Source organism: Cupriavidus basilensis OR16, assembly GCF_000243095.1.
Lineage (GTDB): Bacteria > Pseudomonadota > Gammaproteobacteria > Burkholderiales > Burkholderiaceae > Cupriavidus > Cupriavidus basilensis_D.
Genome location: NZ_AHJE01000260.1, coordinates 1 through 593, shown reverse-complemented (window position 1 = coordinate 593; position 593 = coordinate 1). Strand labels below are relative to the sequence as shown.

The window sequence follows — 593 nt, the reverse complement described above, 5'->3', positions numbered from 1 at the left end:
CGCCTGACTCGTGCGCATGCCGGCCCCCGCCTGGACAACGACCTGATGCCCCGGCTTCACCTGCTTCTTGACCGTCTCATGGATGGCGGCGACGCGAGCCTCACCTGATCGCCTCTCCTGCGGGATGCCGATTTGCATCATTTCTTCCTTTCAAAAAAGACTTTACATCGCGCAAAGAGCGGGAAATAAGCTCAAGCTCGCGATTCGTCGGCCGGATTGCTTCGGCCCCACTCGGCGCAGACAGCCAGTAAGCTCATGTCTGGATTGTACGCCAATAATATTATTGTCGACACAAAGTAATTTGCGCGCGACACCCCATTTCTGGATCGGGGCGCAGTTACTGGACCTGTCTGGTGGATGGTGCCGCGCGCGTGAATCGGACGGATAAGGGAGGCGGGACACGTTGCTCTTGCCCCCCCTCACGTGGAGGCGCCCCGCCGGGCGCAAAAAAAATGCCGCAGAAGCGGCACAAGGAGCATTTGGGAGAACTGCACGCACGCGAGTGTTTCACAGGACTGCCTGCAATCAAGACCTTGTCACATACCGTTGGACTGTCTTTAGAACTTGTGACGAATACCTGCGGCCACGCCGAG

Annotated in this window: 1 pseudogene; it reads right to left on the bottom strand. The window is 58.0% G+C overall.

Annotated elements, in window-relative coordinates:
• Positions 1 to 138, bottom strand: a pseudogene (locus OR16_RS42465) (NAD(P)(+) transhydrogenase (Re/Si-specific) subunit alpha); the annotation flags it as partial.
• Between the last annotated feature and the right edge of the window lie 455 nt (positions 139 to 593).